The sequence below is a fragment of the Bartonella sp. 220B genome (assembly GCF_026930205.1).
In the GTDB taxonomy this organism is placed as follows: domain Bacteria; phylum Pseudomonadota; class Alphaproteobacteria; order Rhizobiales; family Rhizobiaceae; genus Bartonella.
Window position 1 is genome coordinate 1 of sequence record NZ_JANHOI010000047.1, and the last position, 1834, is coordinate 1834.

The 1834-nt window shown below is 37.3% G+C and carries 2 protein-coding genes and 1 pseudogene; all 3 read right to left on the reverse strand.

Annotated elements, in window-relative coordinates; translation table 11 throughout:
• Positions 1–543, reverse strand: a 543-nt coding sequence (locus tag NPX99_RS08570) for a hypothetical protein (RefSeq protein WP_269031411.1), incomplete at its 3' end; no start/stop codon positions are given.
• Between the two features lie 89 nt (positions 544–632).
• Positions 633–1349 (reverse strand): hypothetical protein, encoded by a 717-nt coding sequence (locus NPX99_RS08575; RefSeq protein WP_269031412.1) that lies wholly within the window; start codon positions 1347–1349, stop codon positions 633–635.
• A gap of 82 nt (positions 1350–1431) precedes the next feature.
• Positions 1432–1834 (reverse strand): annotated as a pseudogene (locus NPX99_RS08580) (hypothetical protein); the annotation flags it as partial.

Below are 1834 nucleotides of genomic sequence, written 5' to 3' on the forward strand. Positions count from 1 at the left end.
AACAGCATGACCATAAACATGCGCATAGCTAAAAAGACAGGCAGAACCTGAAACCCTAGCATTGCCATAGAGCTTTGCATAATCAAAAACACAACTATTATGAGAAAGATGCGCATTGCCATAAACATGCGCTTCAGAAAAAACGCGGCTATTGCCATAGATACGAGCCTTGCCATAAACAGAGCCATAGACATAAGCATTTTCAGAAACATGCGCATTGTCATATATCTTTGCATATTGCGAAATGAAAGCCTGATCACGCACTTCAGCATTACCATAGACTTGACCACACACTTGAGACTGATGATGTATTTTTGCATTGTCATAAACACGAGCATGTCCATAAACCCATGCATCATCATGAACCCAACAATTGCCATCATGAGAAAGGTTGATTTCCTTTTCAATAAAGCCACCAAGGTCACCAGCCTTGACATCATCAAAATTTTTTAAAGCCCGAATGCGATAAAGTATTGTAACTTTATGAGTAACTTTATTTTTAAATTGTTTTGTTTCATTGGTTAATTGGTATTTTTTAGACATAACAAACGCCTCACAATTTCGATTGTGTTAAAATTTAAATGAGAAATTTGAGAGAGAGAGGGGCGCCCCCGCCACGCCCGCGGTGTTATTTACGTTGCTTTATTTTCACTAATCTTTACAACGTTATCGCCTTCATAAATTTCACAATCCCTAGGAATTCCATATGCATAGTGAGGATTTTGTTTGGTATATAAATAACCATCTCTTTTTAATCTTGCATTGCCATGCACCAAACCTCTAATGATGTGATAACCAATCACTTTTGCATTTCCATAAACAGAACCATAAACCTCAGTATGCCCCCCCACGCTAGCATTTCCATAAACAGAGCCATAAATTTTTGCTGCTCCATTAACAACGGCATTATCATAAACTTTTGCGTTTACTTTAATACGAGCAGAACCTGAGATTTTTGCATTACCATAAACCCGCGCCTGATGATAAACCCATGCTTTATTGGAAATATGAGCATTGTCATAAACATGCGCATCTAGATAAACGCGGGCGTGATTACAGACATGCGCATTCCCATAAACATGACCACAAACATGCGCATTATGACGTATTTTTGCATTGTCATAAACACGAGCATGTCTATAAACCCATGCATCATCGTAAACCCAGCAATTGCCATCATGAGAAAGGTTGATTTCCTTTTCGATAAAGCCCCCAAGGTCACCCGCCTTGACATCATCAAAGCTTCTTAAAGCCCGAATGCGATAAAGAGTTTGATTATTAAATACACGGGTTTCATTTGTTAATTCATATTTTTTGGATACAATTTTAGACACATTTATATTGGTCATAGGTTTTATCCCTAATCTAAATAATGGATTAAATTTTAATGGAAATTTGAGAGAGGCGCCCCCGCCGCGCCCGCGGTGTTATTTACACAGCGTCTTTTATGGTCTGATCACAAATTTTGATATTACCATTCAATTTTTTTGTATCTATATATGAGTCACCAAAAACACTCACTTTATCGCAAATGTATGTACCACCTGTAATTTTCGCATTGTCATAAATACAAACATCACCACAAACCACAGCAAAAAACCAAACTTGTGCGTTGCCAAAAATCTTTGCATTCCCATAAGCTTGTGCATAGCCAGTTAGCAAAGCATTGTCATAAATTTTTGCATTGCCTTTTATAACAGCCCTGTCAGAGACTTCAGAATTATTCAAAACACAGGCATGATTGTAAACAAAAGTTTTTCCAAAAACCCTAGCGTTATCAGCAATTTTTGCATTGTCATAAATTTTTGCACAATCAAAAACCTTTGCATCATCA

Excerpts from the sequence above, each read along its gene's own strand:
- NPX99_RS08575 (WP_269031412.1), bottom strand. The coding sequence starts at position 1,349 with ATGACCAATATAAATGTGTCTAAAATTGTATCCAAAAAATATGAATTA.